24 protein-coding genes are annotated in these 17,978 nt (G+C 59.0%); 21 read left to right on the forward strand and 3 right to left on the reverse strand.

Annotated elements, in window-relative coordinates:
- Nucleotides 1-135: 135 nt before the first annotated feature.
- A complete protein-coding gene (locus AC13C8_RS05750) occupies nt 136-726 on the forward strand; it encodes a DUF305 domain-containing protein (protein WP_245744715.1) in 591 nt (196 codons plus the stop codon).
- A 26-nt stretch (nt 727-752) separates the two neighbouring features.
- On the forward strand, nt 753-1,568 hold the full coding sequence (locus AC13C8_RS05755) for a MauE/DoxX family redox-associated membrane protein (RefSeq protein ID WP_482846675.1): 816 nt from the start codon (nt 753-755) through the stop codon (nt 1,566-1,568).
- Between the two features lie 93 nt (nt 1,569-1,661).
- Here AC13C8_RS05755 and rplI read toward each other — a convergent pair whose 3' ends face one another.
- The 3 genes from rplI to rpsF are packed head-to-tail and all read right to left on the reverse strand — an operon-like array spanning nt 1,662 to nt 2,910.
- A complete protein-coding gene (gene rplI / locus AC13C8_RS05760; protein ID WP_091430503.1) occupies nt 1,662-2,294 on the reverse strand; it encodes a 50S ribosomal protein L9 in 633 nt (210 codons plus the stop codon).
- 12 nt (nt 2,295-2,306) lie between these two features.
- Entirely contained in the window at nt 2,307-2,534 is a 228-nt protein-coding gene (gene rpsR, locus AC13C8_RS05765) for a 30S ribosomal protein S18 (RefSeq protein WP_068246410.1), read from the reverse strand.
- Nucleotides 2,535-2,553: 19 nt separating this feature from the next.
- Complete coding sequence (gene rpsF / locus AC13C8_RS05770) at nt 2,554-2,910, reverse strand: 30S ribosomal protein S6 (RefSeq protein WP_091430502.1); 357 nt, start codon at nt 2,908-2,910, stop codon at nt 2,554-2,556.
- A gap of 452 nt (nt 2,911-3,362) precedes the next feature.
- On the opposite strand from rpsF, the gene AC13C8_RS05775 reads away from it, so the two are divergent.
- The 19 genes from AC13C8_RS05775 (at nt 3,363) to AC13C8_RS05865 (ending at nt 17,963) form a co-directional block, all read left to right on the forward strand.
- Entirely contained in the window at nt 3,363-3,890 is a 528-nt protein-coding gene (locus AC13C8_RS05775; protein WP_482846678.1) for a hypothetical protein, read from the forward strand.
- 139 nt (nt 3,891-4,029) lie between these two features.
- On the forward strand, nt 4,030-4,971 hold the full coding sequence (fabD, locus tag AC13C8_RS05780; protein WP_091430499.1) for an ACP S-malonyltransferase: 942 nt from the start codon (nt 4,030-4,032) through the stop codon (nt 4,969-4,971).
- A gap of 81 nt (nt 4,972-5,052) precedes the next feature.
- Nucleotides 5,053-5,790, forward strand: coding sequence for a 3-oxoacyl-[acyl-carrier-protein] reductase (gene fabG, locus AC13C8_RS05785; protein ID WP_091430497.1), 738 nt, complete (start codon nt 5,053-5,055; stop codon nt 5,788-5,790).
- A 212-nt stretch (nt 5,791-6,002) separates the two neighbouring features.
- On the forward strand, nt 6,003-6,236 hold the full coding sequence (locus AC13C8_RS05790; RefSeq protein ID WP_091430496.1) for an acyl carrier protein: 234 nt from the start codon (nt 6,003-6,005) through the stop codon (nt 6,234-6,236).
- A 176-nt stretch (nt 6,237-6,412) separates the two neighbouring features.
- Complete coding sequence (locus AC13C8_RS05795; RefSeq protein WP_091430494.1) at nt 6,413-7,156, forward strand: 1-(5-phosphoribosyl)-5-[(5-phosphoribosylamino)methylideneamino]imidazole-4-carboxamide isomerase; 744 nt, start codon at nt 6,413-6,415, stop codon at nt 7,154-7,156.
- A 194-nt stretch (nt 7,157-7,350) separates the two neighbouring features.
- A complete protein-coding gene (fabF, locus tag AC13C8_RS05800) occupies nt 7,351-8,613 on the forward strand; it encodes a beta-ketoacyl-ACP synthase II (protein ID WP_482846681.1) in 1,263 nt (420 codons plus the stop codon).
- Complete coding sequence (mltG, locus tag AC13C8_RS05805) at nt 8,613-9,773, forward strand: endolytic transglycosylase MltG (RefSeq protein WP_482846683.1); 1,161 nt, start codon at nt 8,613-8,615, stop codon at nt 9,771-9,773. The genes fabF and mltG overlap by 1 nt, the downstream gene beginning before the upstream one ends.
- Before the next feature lie 182 nt (nt 9,774-9,955).
- Nucleotides 9,956-10,306 carry a permease gene (locus AC13C8_RS05810; RefSeq protein ID WP_143064325.1) on the forward strand — a complete coding sequence of 117 codons (351 nt, stop codon included), beginning with the start codon at nt 9,956-9,958 and terminating at the stop codon, nt 10,304-10,306.
- Nucleotides 10,233-11,582: a DNA-packaging protein gene (locus AC13C8_RS05815; RefSeq protein WP_482846685.1), complete on the forward strand. Its 1,350-nt coding sequence runs from the start codon at nt 10,233-10,235 to the stop codon at nt 11,580-11,582. The genes AC13C8_RS05810 and AC13C8_RS05815 overlap by 74 nt, the downstream gene beginning before the upstream one ends.
- Before the next feature lie 198 nt (nt 11,583-11,780).
- Nucleotides 11,781-12,974, forward strand: coding sequence for a phage portal protein (locus AC13C8_RS05820; protein WP_482846687.1), 1,194 nt, complete (start codon nt 11,781-11,783; stop codon nt 12,972-12,974).
- Between the two features lie 17 nt (nt 12,975-12,991).
- Complete coding sequence (locus AC13C8_RS05825; protein WP_091430487.1) at nt 12,992-13,564, forward strand: HK97 family phage prohead protease; 573 nt, start codon at nt 12,992-12,994, stop codon at nt 13,562-13,564.
- A 34-nt stretch (nt 13,565-13,598) separates the two neighbouring features.
- Entirely contained in the window at nt 13,599-14,801 is a 1,203-nt protein-coding gene (locus tag AC13C8_RS05830) for a phage major capsid protein (protein ID WP_482846689.1), read from the forward strand.
- Nucleotides 14,802-14,970: 169 nt separating this feature from the next.
- Nucleotides 14,971-15,582 carry a head-tail connector protein gene (locus tag AC13C8_RS05835; protein ID WP_091430483.1) on the forward strand — a complete coding sequence of 204 codons (612 nt, stop codon included), beginning with the start codon at nt 14,971-14,973 and terminating at the stop codon, nt 15,580-15,582.
- On the forward strand, nt 15,579-15,917 hold the full coding sequence (locus tag AC13C8_RS05840; protein ID WP_482846690.1) for a phage head closure protein: 339 nt from the start codon (nt 15,579-15,581) through the stop codon (nt 15,915-15,917). Before AC13C8_RS05835 ends, AC13C8_RS05840 begins: the two co-directional genes overlap by 4 nt.
- Complete coding sequence (locus AC13C8_RS05845; protein WP_482846691.1) at nt 15,914-16,324, forward strand: DUF3168 domain-containing protein; 411 nt, start codon at nt 15,914-15,916, stop codon at nt 16,322-16,324. Before AC13C8_RS05840 ends, AC13C8_RS05845 begins: the two co-directional genes overlap by 4 nt.
- Nucleotides 16,325-16,346: 22 nt before the next feature.
- Nucleotides 16,347-16,760: a phage major tail protein, TP901-1 family gene (locus AC13C8_RS05850; RefSeq protein ID WP_091430477.1), complete on the forward strand. Its 414-nt coding sequence runs from the start codon at nt 16,347-16,349 to the stop codon at nt 16,758-16,760.
- 2 nt (nt 16,761-16,762) lie between these two features.
- Entirely contained in the window at nt 16,763-17,095 is a 333-nt protein-coding gene (locus tag AC13C8_RS05855) for a gene transfer agent family protein (RefSeq protein ID WP_482846692.1), read from the forward strand.
- Nucleotides 17,092-17,310 carry a rcc01693 family protein gene (locus AC13C8_RS05860; RefSeq protein ID WP_281242450.1) on the forward strand — a complete coding sequence of 73 codons (219 nt, stop codon included), beginning with the start codon at nt 17,092-17,094 and terminating at the stop codon, nt 17,308-17,310. Before AC13C8_RS05855 ends, AC13C8_RS05860 begins: the two co-directional genes overlap by 4 nt.
- On the forward strand, nt 17,310-17,963 hold the full coding sequence (locus AC13C8_RS05865) for a phage tail tape measure protein (protein WP_482846693.1): 654 nt from the start codon (nt 17,310-17,312) through the stop codon (nt 17,961-17,963). Before AC13C8_RS05860 ends, AC13C8_RS05865 begins: the two co-directional genes overlap by 1 nt.
- Nucleotides 17,964-17,978: the final 15 nt, after the last annotated feature.

The raw sequence follows: 17,978 nt of genomic DNA on the forward strand, positions 1-17,978 counted from the left end.
GCAAAGAGCAAACACCCGGGCTCGGCGACTCGCCGCTGATCCAGAATAGTCCGGTCTGTGTGATCTTTCTTCTTAGTTTCGGAACTTATGACCTGCGCCTGCGTTGGTCATTCAAGACCATAAAGGAGGAAACCGATGAAAGATCATCAGAAACCATCAATCAAGGCGACACTGGGCGACCCCTCAAGCGGCTCGGCTCAGGCGAGTCGATCGCACGACAACAACAGCGAAATGCAAGGTGGATACGGGCGGTTTCTGGCGATGATTGCCACATCGACCGTTGTGATGTTCGGTCTAATGTATCTGAACACTTATGCCATGGATCACGTTTTTTTCTCGCAAACGCGGATGTGGATGGCCCTTTACATGGGCGGTGTGATGGCGGCCGTGATGCTGGCATTCATGGTAGGTATGTACACTAACAGGGCCGCCAATATCGCTATTTTTATCGGCGCGGCAATCGCGTTCCTGCTGGGCGTGGGCCTCGTCCGGTCGCAGGCGACGATCGGGGATGTGGCATGGATGAAGGCCATGATCCCGCACCACTCGATTGCGGTTCTGACCAGCGAACGGGCGAACATTTCTGACCCCCGTGTGCGCGCCCTTGCCGACGCGATTATCGAGGCGCAACGCGCCGAGATTGAAGAGATGAAGCGCTATATCGAAGATATCGAGGCAAACGGTGATGCCCCTGCGGGAACACCGCGCGCGACACAAACTGACTGATCCACACGCGGAGAGGAGAGGCCGGTATGACCCTTACAGCCGAAACAAATAACCCTGAAACAGCGCAGGCCGAAAGCCAGAGTTCAGGTTTGCGCGCGACCCTGTACCGGATGGCAATGCCTGGACATCTGTGCCCCTTCGGGTTGAAAGCGAAGTCCTTGCTGGAGCGAAAGGGATATGTCGTTGACGACAACCTGTTGACCACACGCAAGGAGGTGGACGCCTTCCAAGAGAAAAACAAGGTCGATGAGACGCCGCAAGCCTTCATCAATGGCGAGCGGATAGGGGGCTATTCCGACTTGAAGCGACTTTTCGGCTATCGCGTCTTGGAGGAGGGGGATGTTACATATCAGCCGGTCATTGCCATCTTTGCCGCAACGGTTCTGATGGCACTGGCGATTGTCGTGAATCTTTATGAAGGCTTTTCCGTCCTGACATGGGTCAAGTGGTTCTTTGCAATGTCGATCGTGGTGCTGGCCATTCAGAAGTTGCGCGACGTTGAGGGGTTCGTGAACGGATTTCTGGGCTATGATCTGTTGGCGCGCCGCTATGTGCCATACGGCTATGTATATCCCTTTGCCGAGCTTTACACAGGCATTGGCATGATGGCATTGATCGGAACCGGCAACGCGCTGATCTGGCTGGTGGCGCCGGTTGGGATGGTCATCGGCGTGATTGGCGCGATCAGCGTTATCAAAGCCGTGTATGTCGATCAGCGCGAATTGACTTGTGCCTGTGTGGGCGGAGGATCGAACGTGCCGCTGGGGGCGATTTCTCTTACCGAGAACCTGGTGATGGTGGGCATGGGGGTCTGGATGCTGGGGATCTGGATGGCCGGTTGATCCTAATCGTGCGGACGACCTACTGGTGATCGTCAATAAAAAAGGCCACCCCCGACCGAGGGTGGCCTTTCATGTATGCGACTGTAAAAGAGATCAGTCCTCTTTCTCGGCCTCTTCAGCGTCAACCGCTTCTTCTTCGACGGCTTCTGCCAGATCTTCGTCTTCCGACGCAGCTGCGCCAATGTCGTCGAACAGTTCGGCGATCTCGAAATCGGCTTCAGCTTCCGCTTCGGCGGCCAGTTCCTGGATCGACTTGCCCGACGCTTGCAGCTCGGCTTCTTCTTGCGAGCGGGCGACGTTCAGTTCGATCTCGACCTCGACTTCGGGGTGCAGGATCACGTGAACGGTGTGCAGGCCCAGATATTTGATCGGAGCTTTCAGCGCGACCTGTTTCTTGTCAACGGTGAAGCCGGCTTCGGTGGCGACATCTGCGGCGTCGCGCGGGGTGACGGATCCGTAAAGGGCACCAGCGTCCGATGCAGACCGAATCACGATGAACTGTTGTCCACCGAGCTTCTCGCCCAGAGTTTCGGCTTCTTTCTTGGTCTCCAGATTGTGCGCTTCCAGTTGCGCTTTCTGGGCTTCGAAATTGTCGATGTTGGCTTGCGACGCGCTGAGCGCCTTGCCTTGAGGCAGAAGGAAGTTGCGGGCAAAGCCCGGCTTGACGTCGACGACGTCGCCCATCTGACCCAGCTTGGCCACACGTTCCAGAAGGATAACTTGCATGTTCAGATCTCCTTACTTCACGGCGTAGGGAAGCAGGGCGAGGAAGCGTGCGCGTTTGATGGCGCGCGACAGTTCGCGTTGCTTCTTGGCCGACACAGCGGTGATCCGCGAGGGGACAATCTTGCCACGCTCCGAGATGTAACGCTGCAGAAGGCGTGTGTCTTTATAGTCGATCTTCGGCGCATTGTCGCCCGAGAAGGGGCATACTTTGCGACGGCGGAAAAATGGTTTGGCTGCCATGGTTTAGATCCTTTCGAACTTAGCGGTCACGGGGGCGGCGGTCGCCACGCTCGTCACGCTTTTGCATTTGGATCGACGGACCTTCGGCGTGATCGTCAACCTTGATGGTCAGAATGCGCATAACGTCGTCATGCAGGCGCATCAGGCGCTCCATCTCCTGAACGGCCGGTGCAGGTGCATCGGTGCGCAGGAAGGCATAGTGACCCTTGCGGTTCTTGTTGATCTTGTAGGCCATCGTTTTGACGCCCCAGTACTCGCTGTCAACGACTTTACCGCCGTTGTCACCCAGCACGGTGCCAAAATGTTCAATGAGGTTTTCAGCTTGCGTATTGGACAAGTCCTGACGCGAGATGAAGACATGCTCGTAGAGAGGCATGTGAGCTCCAGTTCTTTTTCAAGCGCGCTTCAAAGGATGGGGCATTTACCTTCCCGCCCCCATCCACGAGAGGCCACGCGGTTCATAAACACACGGAAAGGACGGTGCCTTATACAGGTTTGGGCCAACGGTGCAAGGCCGTTTCCCCGTGGTCTGCTTGATATGCGATGCGGTGCGCAGACCGAAGGTCTTGATATTGCGATTGCCCGCGAAAGACCAGAGATGCGCCCTAATCCCGTCACAGTTGCATGAGAGCCAGATAGGCAAGGGAAAAGTAGCGATTTCGCTGTCGGTCCCGGTGGTATTGAACTGAAAAGGGCGGCACAATGATGCAGGGCAATATTCAAAACACCCAACATTCTGAAGCGATCCCTCAGGATCGTGGGGGGCCGGCAATTGTTCAGACCCCTTGGGGGTATAGGCTAAGCGCCGTCGGTGCAGAGGCGGGTTTGTTGCGGATCACGCATGCGGTGGGCCGGTTTGTCGGTCTGGTCCTGCTTCTGATTATTGCGGGCGTTTGGTCGTTCTCGGCCAACGCTTTTGCCGACCCATTGATCATGGCGATGAAGCTGGGTCTGACCGGCCTGTTGTTCGTGGTGGGATGGATGCTGTTCTGGTATGGCCGCGATGCGCGACAGGTTGAAGCGCAGGTCGACCTTGATGGTTGTGAATTGCGGATCGGGCACCGGGACGGCTTGAACCGGTTTCGGCAGGAAACGCGTATTCCCTTCAGTGATATCGGGTCGTTTCTAATCCTTCGCACCAATGATGACCCTTGCAATGCGGCACTTTATGCACGGATCGGCAGCGGCATGGACGCTTACGAGGTGATCGAGGGAACCGAGGCGGCGCTGGAACCGATACAAGCGCGGCTGGTGACAGATCTGACCGGCGAACGTCGCAGACGCGACCCAAAGAACCGCCGGATTTCGCGGGTTACGGGTAACGCGATATCGCTGGCGCGGGTATCTGCCCCCTGAACCAGCCCAGTTTCAACATTGAATTGATCGGTGCTCGTCTTGATTGGCGCGCGCCGATTTTCATTTCTGGCAAAGCGGATTGCGCCAAACGCCCCTGCGCGCTATGCCCATTGGTAAAGGTATAGCAACAGGAGTGCCCATGAGCCGTGCATTTGTATTTCCCGGGCAGGGGGCCCAGAGCGTCGGGATGGGCAAAGCCCTTGCTGATGCATACCCATCAGCAAAAGCCGTGTTTGACGAGGTTGACGAGGCACTTGGTGAGAAGCTCTCAACGCTGATATGGGAGGGCGAACAAGACGCTTTGACGTTGACGCAGAACGCCCAACCCGCGTTGATGGCAACGTCCCTGGCGGCGATGCGGGCGCTCGAGGCCGAAGGTGTGACGGTCGAAGCAGCATCCTATGTGGCAGGCCATTCGCTGGGCGAATACTCGGCCCTGGCTGCGGCTGGAACTTTTTCGATTGCAGATGCGGCCCGCTTGCTGCGCGCGCGCGGCAAAGCGATGCAGGAGGCTGTTCCCGTAGGGGTCGGGGCTATGGCGGCGCTGTTGGGGCTGGATTTCGAGACGGCGGAGGCGGTGGCGCTGGAAGCTGCCCATGATCAGGTCTGTCAGGCGGCAAACGACAATGATCCGACACAGGTGGTTGTGTCCGGCCACAAGGAAGCCGTCGAGCGGGCCGTCGAAATTGCGAAAGCAAAGGGCGCGCGCCGCGCGGTTCTGTTGCCTGTCAGCGCTCCTTTTCATTGTGCCTTGATGCAACCAGCCGCCGAAGCGATGGCCGAGGCATTGTCACATGTCGAGATGAAATCGCCTGTGGTACCTCTGGTGTCCAACGTGCGAGCACGAGCCATATCCGATTCAACCACAATCAGGTCGCTGCTGGTCGAACAGGTCACGGGCGCGGTCCGCTGGCGCGAAAGCGTGGCGTGGATGGCAGAACAGGGCGTGACCGAGATCTGGGAAATCGGTGCCGGGAAGGCGTTGTCAGGCATGATCCGGCGCATCGCGAAAGACATTGAGACGCGCGCTGTTGGCACACCCGACGATGTGACCGCGGCAGCTGAGGCGTTGAAGGTTTGAGCGGGGCCAAGGCTTGTCAAAATTCCTGCCAGTCCATTCGAACGGAATGGGATCGGACGAGTTGTGAAGAAGGGATGATAAATGTTTGATCTGACTGAAAAGAATGCGTTGGTGACGGGAGCGTCTGGCGGTATTGGAGGTGCTATTGCGAAGGCGCTTCACGCAGCGGGTGCGACGGTGGCGTTGTCCGGTACGCGGGTTGAGCCGCTTGAGGCGCTGGCCGCTGAATTGGGTGAGCGTGCGCATGTGTTGCCGTGCAACCTGTCGGACGGGGACGCCGTGGATGCCCTGCCCAAACAGGCCGTCAAAGCGATGGGGTCGGTCGATATTCTGGTGAACAATGCGGGGATCACCCGCGATCAGATTTTCATGCGTATGTCGGATGAGGAATGGGATAGCGTCATCAACGTCAATCTGACCTCGACCATGCGTCTGTGTCGCGGTGTCATGCGACCGATGATGAAGGCGCGTTGGGGTCGGATCATCAACATCAGCTCGATCGTCGGTGCCACCGGCAATCCGGGGCAGGTGAACTATGCCGCGTCAAAGGCGGGTATGGTTGGTCTGACCAAGTCGATAGCCTACGAAGTGGCAAGCCGCGGGATTACCGCGAATTGCGTGGCACCCGGTTTTATCGCAACGGCGATGACAGACAAGCTGACGGATGATCAGAAAGACAAGATCAATGCGCAAATTCCCGCAGCCCGGATGGGCACACCCGAGGAGATTGCAGCGGCGGTGCTATACCTTGCGTCGTCTGAGGCTGGATATACCACGGGGGCCACAATCCATGTAAATGGCGGGATGGCAATGTTGTAACGGAATTGGCCGGGCTGGACGCGCTTGTCCACCTGACCTATAGAAGGTCTAAAGCGTTTGCCTATCTAATGCGATGTGCTATAGGCGGCGCATGTTTTTCTCCAACATACCTTTCGGGGTGGGGGATATTAGCGGAACACGCTGAAAACTAAGTGGCCCATCCCGGGTCTATCGAAAAAGGCCATGTGCCTGAAAAAACGTGAGGATTTATCATGAGCGACGTCGCAGATCGCGTGAAAAAAATCGTTGTTGAGCACCTGGGTGTGGAAGAGGACAAGGTCACGGAATCGGCCTCGTTCATCGACGACCTTGGCGCTGACAGCCTGGACACCGTTGAACTGGTCATGGCTTTTGAAGAAGAGTTCGGTATCGAGATCCCGGATGACGCTGCCGAGACCATTCAGACCTTCGGCGACGCCGTGAAATTCATCTCGGAAGCTGTGTAAGTTTTCAGGATTATCCAATTCTCGAAACGGCCTGCCAATCGGCGGGCCGTTTCTTTTTTGTTTCGAATTCGTAAACCACGCCGCTTTCTGATTGCATTAAGCCGAATTTGATCACGCTTCTTACGGTGTGATACTGTTTGACTGAACCACCGTTGGTTTAGCGAAGGAAGCGATCCATGATCATCTATCCGACACTTGAATTGCAGAACGGGCGTTGCGTAACGCTGCGCCGGGGGCGTCTTGAAGAACCCTCGATCTGGCATGTGGACCCGTTGGAGACCGCACAAAGCTTCGCTGAGGCCGGAGCAGAATGGATACATGTCACCGATTTCGATGCAGTTGATGGCACAGGTGAAAATACCGCACTGATTGAAGATATTATCAAGCACACTGGTTGCTCGGTTCAGGTCGCGGGCGGTATCCGCACCCGCGACCGGGTTGAAGACTGGATCGAGAAAGGGGTCGGACGTGTCGTGCTGGGAACCATTGCCGCGCGCGACCCTGACATGGTGAAAGAACTTGCCAACCGTTATCCTGATCAGGTCGTTCTGGCTGCGGATATCTGGCAGGGCCAGTTGATGACCGATGGGTGGCGCAATCCGGTGGCCATCACGCCCGAGGATTTCCTGGCATCCTATGCGGATGTGCCCCTGGCCAGCGTGTTGATCACCGATATTGACAGTGACATTGACCAGCCGGACGCGCAGCTGGGGCTTATGAGCAAACTGGCCGGACAAACCCGCCATCAGGTCATTGCCGCCGGGACGGTGCATGAGCTGGACGACGTCGCGCGATTGAAATACATCCCTAATATCGCGGGCACGCTGATAGGGCGTGCGCTTTTCTCGAAAGATGTGGATTTGGCCGAGGCGCTTGCAGTCGCACGACCCGAACCCGAGGCCAAGGCAGAGTTCATCTGACGTGCTCGAAAACAAGAAGTCGGTCGGTGACGCGCGGATGTGTTCCTCGTGCCTCCGACCAATCTTCAACATCGCATTGCTGAAAGCCAAGGCATCGGTGGGCTTTTACCGATCAGATGTAATTCGTCTTGCCCCGACATGCCCAGCCGCGCTATCACCCTGTGATATTTGAAAACCTGGAAAGGGGCAGCAAAATGCGTCGAGTGGTTGTTACAGGTCTGGGTATGGTTTCGCCTCTTGCGTGTGGGGTCGAGGAAACCTGGGCCCGTATTTTGGACGGGCAATCGGGTGCAGGTCCAATCACCAAGTTCGATGCGTCGCGTGTCGCAACCAAATATGCCTGTGAAGTGCCGCTGGGCGATGGTTCGGACGGCACGTTTAATCCTGATGACTGGATGGAGCCGAAAGAGCGTCGCAAGGTTGACGACTTCATCCTGTACGGGCTGGCAGCATCTGAGATGGCTGTCAAAGACGCAGGCTGGATGCCCGACGACGAGGAAAGTCTGCTGCGCACGGGCGTGATGATCGGGTCGGGGATTGGTGGTCTGGCCACGATTGCCGAAACCTCAATCACGTTGCATGAGCGCGGACCGCGCCGGGTCTCGCCCTTCTTCATTCCCGGGTCTCTGATCAACCTGATCTCTGGTCAGGTGTCGATCAAGTTCGGCTTCAAGGGTCCGAACCATTCTGTGGTCACGGCCTGTTCAACCGGTGCGCACGCGATTGGCGATGCGTCGCGACTGATCCAGATCGGGGATGCCGATGTGATGATCGCCGGCGGGGCTGAGGCCGCGATTTGCGAGCTGGGTATCGCCGGGTTCAATGCTTGCAAAGCGCTTTCCACCAAGGCCGAAGACAACCCGCAGACAGCAAGCCGCCCGTATGATGTAGATCGCGATGGTTTCGTGATGGGCGAAGGCGCCGGGATTGTCGTTCTGGAAGAATATGAACATGCCAAGGCACGCGGAGCGAAAATCTATGCCGAGGTGCTGGGCTATGGTCTGTCGGGAGACGCGTATCACATCACCGCCCCGTCTGAGGATGGTGATGGCGGATTCCGCGCCATGCAGGCCGCCCTTTCGAGAGCCGGGCTGGAACCGTCGACGATTGATTACATCAATGCCCATGGGACATCGACCATGGCCGATACGATCGAACTGGGCGCGGTTGAGCGCCTGTTGGGTGATGCGGCTGAGAAAGCCACGATGAGTTCGACCAAAAGCTCTATCGGCCACCTGCTGGGTGCCGCTGGAGCGGTGGAGGCGATCTTCTGTATCCTTGCCCTGCGTGACCAAATCGCGCCGCCGACCATCAACCTGGACAATCCAGCGGTCGAGCCGCGCCTGAGCCTTGCGGCAAACAAGGCCGAACCACGCGAAATCAACACGGTTCTGTCCAACAGTTTTGGTTTCGGCGGCACCAATGCCAGCCTGATCATGGGCAAGGTCTCTGACTGATGTGGCGCAACATCGCCTCGAATGCGCTGAGCCTGTTCGTCGTCATCATGGTCGTCGCGATTGGGATGATAGCCTGGGGAAAGAGCCAATACACCAGCCCCGGCCCGTTGGCCGAAGCGATCTGTTTGCGGGTTGAAAAAGGGTCGAATTTTTCTCGGGTGGCCAATAAGCTGACCGAGCAGGGTGCCATTTCGAACGCGACGATTTTTCGGTTGGGGGTCGAGTATTCCGACAAGAAGTCCGCGCTGAAAGCAGGGTCGTTTTTGGTGAACGAAGGGGCCTCGATGGAAGAGATCGTCGATGTGGTCACACGCGGCGGCGCGTCCACCTGTGGCACCGAAGTTGTCTATCGGATTGGTGTTTTGGCGGCCGAGGTGCAGGTGCGGGAGTTGGACCCCGCCACACAGGAATATGAAATCACGGCCGAATTCAAACCTGCTGAGTTGGAAGGCGCTGCGCCTGAAACCTACACCAAAGTGCGCAATGAGAGCGACACACGCTATCGCATTGCCTTGGCCGAGGGCGTTACAAGTTGGCAGATCGTTGACAGCCTGAACCGCGCGGACTTCCTTGCTGGTGAGGTTGGGGACGTGCCGGCTGAAGGCACTCTGGCTCCGGACAGCTATGAGGTGAAGGTAGGCGCGGACCGCGCCACATTGCTGGCAGACATGCAGGCCGCGCAGTCTGCCATTCTGACCGAAGCGTGGGATACGCGCGCCCCCGATCTGCCCTATGACAGCCCGGAAGAAGCGCTGATCATGGCTTCGATTGTGGAAAAGGAAACCGGCGTGGCCGAGGAGCGGCGTCGGGTGGCCAGCGTGTTCGTCAACCGTCTGAACCAGGGGATGCGCCTGCAAACGGACCCGACAGTGATCTATGGCGTCACTAAGGGGCAGGGCGCCTTGGGTCGTGGATTGCGGCAAAGTGAGCTGCGGTCTGAAACACCTTACAACACCTATATCATCGACGGATTGCCGCCCACGCCCATTGCCAATCCCGGCAAAGCCGCGATTGAGGCGGCATTGAACCCCGACAGCACGGATTTCATCTTCTTCGTCGCTGATGGCACCGGCGGACATGCCTTTGCAGAGACGTTGGACGAGCACAATCGCAATGTCGCCAAATGGCGAGAGATTGAGGCAGAACGCGCAAATCAGTGATTTCGTAAACAAATCATTACTTTGCCGCACGCTGTTGCGGCGGGGTGGTTTGACAGAACGCACGGTCGCCCGTAGGTTCTGACATACGCTAGAAGACGTGACTGTAACGGCCTTGGGTTTCCACCCTGGGCCGTTTTTTCATGTCGCTCGTGCGGAGATGAGCATGAGAGGCAGACACAATAATGACAATGATCACGCCCTTGGGGAAGGACGCGGCTTCGGAAGATTATCTGAAGATCGCGGACGCGTTTTTTCTGCGCGTTTTGAAAGAGCTGGACCGCCAGTTGAGCGCGGCGGAACTGGCCGATTGCGAGACCACACCGGGATTGGCGAAAGCCGTGACCGAGGTGCGCCGTGCCATGCAAACAGTATTTGAGGAAAGGAAACGTCTTGAACAAAACGGTAGTTACGCCTTTGGCGGGGCCGGAGCGGTCGCACTCGACCTTGCTCAGGCCCGAGATGAAATCGGGCGCAGACTGGCTTGCCTGCGCGACGCAAGAGGAGCGGGCGGCGTTTCTGAACAGCCTGAGTGATGGTGCATTGTTCGCCCTTCCGTATCTTTTTGCGTTCTGGGCCCTGGATCACCAACTGCCGCCAGACGGTGATTGGCGCACATGGGTGATCATGGGCGGGCGCGGCGCGGGGAAGACCCGCGCCGGGTCCGAATGGGTGCGCGCCGAGGTAGAGGGGGCTGGCCCCCTTGATCCCGGTCGTTCACACAGGGTGGCGCTGGTTGGTGAAACCATAGACCAAGTGCGGGAGGTGATGATCTTCGGCGAAAGCGGCATTCTGGCTTGTTCACCACCGGATCGTCGCCCGGACTGGCAGGCCGGCCGGCGGCGTCTTGTTTGGCCCAACGGGGCAGTGGCGCAGGTGTTTTCTGCGCATGAGCCGGAGAGCCTGCGCGGTCCACAGTTTGATGCCGCATGGGTGGATGAGTTGGCAAAGTGGAAAAAGGCCGAGGAAACGTGGGACATGCTTCAGTTCGGGCTGCGGTTGGGCGGCCATCCAAGGCAATGCGTGACCACCACGCCACGCAATGTCGGGGTGTTGAAGGCAATTCTGAGGAACCCTTCGACCGCGACAACGCAGGCACCCACGGAAGCCAACCGGGCTTATCTGGCGAAAAGTTTCCTTGAAGAGGTGCGCAGCCGCTATGCGGATACCCGGCTTGGGCGGCAGGAATTGGATGGTGTCTTGCTGGAGGATACCGAAGGCGCCTTGTGGACCATGGCGGCGCTGGACAATGCGCGCGTCACGGGCGACCTGCCAGACTTTGATCGTATTGTCGTTGCTGTTGATCCTCCGGTCACTGGTCACAAAGGGTCGGATGATTGCGGGATCGTCGTGGCAGGGGTCGTGGCGCAAGGGGCACCGGGCGACTGGCGTGCTGTGGTGTTGGAAGACGCCAGCGTGTCTGCCGCCAGACCATCCCAATGGGCGGAAGCGGCGATTGCCGCGATGCAGCGCCATGGCGCGGATCGTTTGGTGGCCGAGGTCAACCAAGGTGGCGATCTGGTGGAGTCTGTCATTCGACAGATTGACCCCACAGTGCCGTTTCGCGCCGTGCGCGCCACGCGGGGCAAAAGCGCGCGGGCCGAGCCTGTTGCAGCTTTGTATGAGCAGGGCCGGGTGTCCCATGTAGGCGGAATGCCCATCCTGGAAGATCAGATGTGCCGTATGACGGTGCAGGGATACGACGGCAAAGGCAGTCCCGACCGCGTTGATGCGCTGGTCTGGGCGTTGCACGAATTGATCATCGAACCCGTCGCCAAATGGCGCAGACCGCAGGTGCGTACGCTTGGTTAAAGAGTTTTTTAACCTCGGATGGCAGAGTGCAAAACATCGAAAGGCGGGGTCCTGAGCCTTCTTCGTTCACGGACCCTGACCTGACAATCACCGAGACGAAAGTTTCAACGACCGGCGCTGCGATACACAGTTTGCCGGGCGGGAAAGATTTGCCGGGGGTCACACCCCAAAAAGACAGAACGCGAGGAGCACCAGCCCATGGTATTTGACTTTCTCAAGCGGGGCGACGCAACGCAAATGGCGGCCCAGCCGACCGAGACAAAAGCGTCTGCGACCGGGCCGGTTATCGCCTATTGCGGTGCCGGTCGCGTGGCCTGGAGCCCGCGCGATGTGGTCAGCCTGACCAAGACGGGTTTTGCCGCCAACCCGGTTGGATTTCGGTCCGTGAAGCTGATCGCCGAGGCTGCCGCCGCGCTGCCCCTGGTGTTGCAGGATGATGCACAACGGTTCGAGGTGCATCCGCTTATCGATCTGTTGGCGCGTCCCAATGCGGCGCAAGGACGAGCCGAGCTTTTTGAAGCCTTTTTCGGGCAGCTTTTGCTGACCGGAAACGGATATTTCGAAGCGGTGCAAGACGAAAATGGGTCTGTATCAGAGCTGCATGTGCTGCGCTCGGATCGGATGAACTTGGTGCCGGGGGCAGACGGCTGGCCGGTGGCGTATGATTATACCGTCGGCGCGCGCAAACACCGGTTTCATGTGGGCGACGGCGCATCTCCGATCTGTCACGTCAAAGCATTTCACCCACAGGATGACCATTATGGCTTGTCCCCTTTGCAGGCGGCAGCCACGGCAATTGATGTGCACAACGCGGCGAGCCGCTGGTCGAAAGCCCTGCTGGACAACGCCGCGCGACCCTCGGGCGCGATTGTTTACAACGGGGCCGATGGGCAAGCGCAGCTGAGCGCCGATCAGTATGACCGCCTGCTGTCCGAGATGGAAAGCCACCATGTGGGCGCGCGTAATGCTGGACGGCCCATGTTGTTGGAAGGGGGGCTGGATTGGAAGCCGATGGGGTTCAGCCCCTCGGACATGGAATTTCAGAAAACCAAGGAAGCCGCCGCGCGCGAGATTGCTCAGGCCTTCGGGGTGCCGCCGATGCTGATCGGTATTCCGGGCGATGCGACCTATGCGAATTACCAAGAGGCCAGCCGCGCGTTCTATCGTCTGACTGTGGTGCCTTTGGTGTCGCGTGTGACGGCGAGTGTTGGCCATTGGCTGGCAGGGTTCACTGGCGAAAGCGTGGCCCTGAAGCCCGACCTGGATCAAGTGCCGGCACTCTCTGCCGAGCGTGACCAGCAATGGCGCCGCGTGGCTGAGGCCAGCTTTCTAACAGATGCCGAAAAACGCAGCCTGCTGGGTTTGCCGCCTCTGGCATCAGACGATGTTTAATCAACGAGGAAAAGCACATGAGTGATTTTCAGCCCGATCTGGGGCTTGAGCATAAATTCGTCAAGCTGGGCGACACGTCTGAAGTGGATGAAGGCATTCTGATTGAGGGCTACGCCAGCTTTTTTGATCAGTGCGACACGGGTGGCGATATTGTTGCCCCCGGCGCCTATGGCAAATCCCTGCGCGCACTGAAAAAAGCAGATCGCGGCGTGAAGATGCTGTGGCAGCACGACCCGGCCCAGCCCATCGGCGTCTGGGACGAGGTGCGCGAGGACGCCCGTGGGCTTTACGTCAAGGGGCGCATTCTGACCGACGTCGCCAAGGGGCGCGAAGCCGCGGCGCTGATCGAAGCAGGCGCGATTGACGGGTTGTCGATCGGCTATCGCACCAAGCGGGCAACAAAGAACGACAAGGGCCAACGGCTTTTGACCGAGTTGGAGCTGTGGGAGGTGTCGCTTGTCACGTTCCCGATGCTTCCGACGGCGCGGGTGGGGGCAAAGGGCGACACACCTGATGCTGACGATACCACTTTGCGTGAACTGGCAGCTTCGATCATCGAGGCCCGCCACATGCTGGCCCGACACCGCTGAGCCAGCGATCTGAACCCCTGAAAAGGACCCATAGATGAGCAAGAATGAGACGAAAGCTCAGGGCCAGTCGGCCGCGACTGGCGTGACACCGGCTGCCGAGGTGAAGACCGCACTGGCTGGCTTCATGAGTGATATCAATGCCTTTCACGATGACATTACGACCAAACTTCAACAACAGGAAGAGCGACTGACCATGCTGGATCGCAAATCAAACATCACCGCGGCGCGACCGCATCTTGCCGCCGCTGCCGATCTGGAAGCACCGCATCAGAAAGCGTTCGAAGCGTATCTGCGTTCTGGTGACGACGACGGGCTGCGCGGGCTGGACCTGGAAGGCAAGGCCATGTCGACCGCGGTCGCTGGGGACGGCGGTTATTTGGTGGACCCACAAACGGCTGCAACCATCCAAAGCGTGCTGAAATCGACCGCATCCTTGCGTGCCGTTGCGAATGTGGTGAATGTCGAGGCGACGTCCTATGACGTTCTGATCGACCATTCCGATGTTGGCTCGGGCTGGGCCACTGAAGCGGACGCCTCGGTGGAAACTGGCACGCCGTCGATTGAGCGTATCACCATCCCGCTGCACGAGTTGTCGGCGCTGCCCAAGGCATCGCAACGTCTGCTGGATGACAGTGCGTTCGAGATCGAAACCTGGTTGGCAGGCCGGATTGCAGACAAGTTTGCGCGCGCTGAAGCTGGGGCGTTTATCTCGGGTGATGGCATCGACAAGCCCAAGGGCATCCTTGCCCACCCGTCGGTGGACAACGACATCTGGAGCTGGGGCAACCTGGGCTATGTCGTGACAGGCACATCAGGCGATTTCGACGCTTCGAACCCGGCGGATGCGATCATTGATCTGGTCTATGCGCTGGATGCTGAATACCGCGCAGGTGCGAAGTTCGTCATGAACTCGAAAACCGCCGGTGCGGTGCGCAAGATGAAGGATATGGACGGCCGTTTCTTGTGGTCGGATGGGCTTGCTGCTGGTGAACCGGCGCGTTTGCTGGGCTATCCGGTCCTGATTGCCGAAGATATGCCGGACATCGGCACCGATGCGACACCGATTGCGTTTGGCGACTTCGGATCGGGTTATACGATCGCCGAACGTCCTGACACTCGCATCCTGCGTGATCCGTTCTCGGCCAAGCCGCATGTGCTGTTCTATGCGACCAAGCGAGTCGGCGGCGATGTCAGTGACTTTGCAGCGATCAAGCTGTTGAAGTTCTCGGTCTCGTAAGAGCCTGAACCCGAGACCCGCACAACGCCTTTCGGGCGGGTGCGGGACCGGGCGCGCGCCGGCCTCACCCCGTGTTGTCTAGCTGCTCCCCCTCCGTCCGAGCAACGCGGACGGTGCGCGCCCACCCTATTTCAAGTGACGTGAGGGGCCCGAATTTCGGAGATGATCCATGATGTTAGTCGAGCAGACCACTGTGCCGGGCGCGGTCCTTCCGGTCGCCCAATTCAAGGACCACTTGCGGCTGGGCACCGGGTTTGCCGATGACGGGGTGCAGGATGCCGTGCTGGAAAGCTACCTGAGGGCGGCTGTCGCCGCCATTGAGGCGCGCACCGGAAAGATCCTTTTGTCCCGCAGCTTTACCTGGACGTTGAGCGCCTGGCGCGATCTGGCCACACAGGCGCTGCCGGTGGCCCCAGTCAGCCAAATCACCAGTCTGAAGATTATTGACCGCCTTGCTGGCGAAGAGGTGATCAACACCACCCGCTATGTGTTGGAACCCGATATGCACCGGCCCCGGCTAGTGTCGACCGGGCTGTGCTTGCCGGCCATCCCCGTCGGAGGGCAGGTGGTGATCGGGTTCGAGGCCGGGTTCGGCGCGGATTGGGCGGATATGCCCGGCGATTTGGCACAGGCCGTGATGCTTCTGGCTGCGACCTATTATGAGAATCGCACGGATACCGGCGGCGCTGGGCTGGGGCAAAGCCAATGGCCGTCCGCCGTTGCCGCGTTGATCCAACGCTATCGCACAGTGCGCTTGTTTGGCGGCGGAGGTGCCCGATGAAGCGGCCGGTTCTGAACCGCAAGCTGACCCTTGAGGCACCGGTGCGCACACCGGATGGTGCGGGTGGCTTCACCCAAAGCTGGCAGGCTGTAGGGGAGCTTTGGGCGGAGATCAAGCCGCGCACCGGTCGTGAACGTGCGGCAGGTCTTGCCACGGTATCAACCATCGCGTTTCGCATCACTGTGCGGGCCGCACCGGATGGCGCCCCGTCACGTCCCGAGCCGGATCAACGGTTCCGAGTTGGATCGCGCCTGTTTCGCATCCTGGCTGTGACCGAGGCCGACGTGGGCGCACATTACCTGACCTGTTTCGCACAAGAGGAGGTGTCGGCATGAGTTATGGAGTCTCAACGGCCTTGCAAGAGGCCGTGTACCAGCAGCTGACTGCGGATGCGATCCTGTCGACGCTTGTGACCGGTGCGATCTATGATGCGGTGCCGGCAGGGATCATCACCGGAACCTATGTCAGCCTTGGCCCTGAAGACGTGCGTGAACGGTCGGACATGACCGGATACGGTGCCCTGCACGAGATCACGGTCAGTGTGGTCACGGATGAAGCAGGCTTTCAAACCGCCAAAGAGGTGGCCGCCGCCGTCAACGATGCTTTGGTGGATGCGACGCTGACACTGGCACGGGGCCAGCTTGTTTACCTGAATTTCCATCGCGCGCGGGCGCGGCGGGTCGAAGACGCCGATATCCGTCGGATCGATCTGTTTTTCCGCGCGCGCGTTCAAGACGACTAACCCTTAACTACGGAGTGATCCCATGGCTGCGCAAAACGGCAAGGACCTTTTGATCAAGCTCGACATGACCGGCAGCGGTGTGTTCGAGACTATTGCAGGCCTTCGGGCCACACGCCTGAGCTTCAACGCGGAAAGTGTTGATGTGACCAGTCTGGAAAGCACCGGCGGTTGGCGTGAACTACTGGGCGGGGCCGGTGTGAAATCCGCCTCGATCTCGGGCTCGGGCGTGTTCAAGGATGCCACCACAGACGAACGGGCGCGTCAGATCTTCTTTGACAACGAGGTGCCGGATTTCCAGGTGATTGTGCCCGATTTCGGCGTCGTCGAAGGCCCGTTCATGATCACCTCGGTCGAATATGCCGGGTCGCACAACGGCGAGGCGACATATGAACTGTCAATGGCTTCGGCTGGTGAACTCAGCTTTACGGCGCTGTGATCATGGCGAACCCATGGACAGGCGAGGTCACGCTGGAAATAGACGGCACGCCGCATGTGATGAAGCTGACGCTTGGGGCGCTGGCTGAATTGGAAACGCAACTGGGCGAAGACACGATCATCGGGTTGGTGGAACGGTTTGAGCGCGGTGCATTTTCAAGCCGGGATGTGCTGTCCCTGATCGTCGCCGGTCTTCGGGGCGGGGGCTGGCAGGGGCGGGCGCAGGATCTTCTAGCCGCTGAAATTGCGGGTGGTCCGGTTCGTGCCGCGCAGGCCGCAGGACAGCTTCTTAGCCGCGCCTTCGCCACCCCCACCGCTGGCGAGACGCATTCGTGACCTCTGGTTTCGCCTTCGACTGGTGCGGCCTGATGCGGCTGGGGTTGGGGCGGCTGGGGTTGCGCCCGGATCAGTTCTGGGCGCTGACACCGATCGAACTGATCGTGATGGCTGGGCTTGATGGTCAACCCGCGCCATGCCTGCGCGCGCGGCTGGAAGAATTGGCAAAAGCGTTTCCGGATGTGCGGAAAAGCCCAATGGAAGGAGTTGATTGATGACGGGACTGGACAGCTTTGATGAACAGTTGGATGCGCTGGAAACAGCGCTGGGTGGGGCACAGGCGATGACCGCCGGGTTCGTCTTCGAACTGAAGGGCATGCACTCGACTGTTTCGGATCTGAGCGCGGATGTGAACACTTTGTCGTCTGGTATTTCCTCGGGCCTTCGAAAGGCATTTGATGGGTTGGTGTTTGACGGCATGAAGCTGTCGGACGCGCTGAAGGATGTGGCGCAATCGATGTCGCAGGCCGCCTATAATGCCGCGATCAAACCCGTGGCCGGACATTTCGGCGACATTTTGGGGCAGGCAGTGGGGGCTGTTACCAACGCTTTCTTGCCCTTTGAGAAGGGCGGGGCGTTTGCGCAGGGACGTGTTGTGCCCTTCGCAAAGGGTGGCGTTGTTTCAAGCGCGACGACATTTCCCATGCGCGGAGCAACAGGATTGATGGGCGAAGCGGGGCCAGAGGCGATCATGCCACTGGCACGCGGTGCTGACGGTCGCTTGGGCGTGCAAACCGGCGGCGGTGGTCGCCCGGTCAACATCACGATGAACATCTCAACCCCAGACGTTGAGGGGTTCCGGCGATCGCAAAGCCAGATCGCCGCGCAGATGTCACGCGCACTGTCGCGTGGCCAGCGCCACCGCTAATTCGCAGTCATTTCC

This window comes from Aliiroseovarius sp. B-4, assembly GCF_056857795.1.